Consider the following 266-nt stretch of genomic DNA (forward strand, 5'->3'; position numbering starts at 1 on the left):
CCATCTGGCCGAGTGGGCGCGCAAGGCCGCCGCGCCGGTCTATGACCCGCGCGATGTGCCGGTGACGGACAAGGCCGGCATCACCCTGGGCATGGGCATGACCGAGAAGCAGGGTGGTTCCGACGTGCTTGCCAACAGCACGCGTGCTGAACCGATCGATGGCGAACGCTATCGCCTGGTGGGCCACAAGTGGTTCTTCTCCGCTCCGATGTGCGACGGCTTCCTCGTGTTGGCACAGGCACCGGGCGGATTGACCTGCCTGTTGA

1 protein-coding gene is annotated in these 266 nt (G+C 65.8%); it reads left to right on the forward strand.

Annotated elements, in window-relative coordinates; translation table 11 throughout:
* The coding region (locus CDN38_RS33675) for an acyl-CoA dehydrogenase family protein (protein ID WP_180276459.1) at positions 1-266 on the forward strand (266 nt) is incomplete at both ends.

Origin of the sequence: Mycobacterium ostraviense, assembly GCF_002705925.1 — a bacterium.
GTDB classification, from domain to species: Bacteria; Actinomycetota; Actinomycetes; order Mycobacteriales; family Mycobacteriaceae; genus Mycobacterium; species Mycobacterium ostraviense.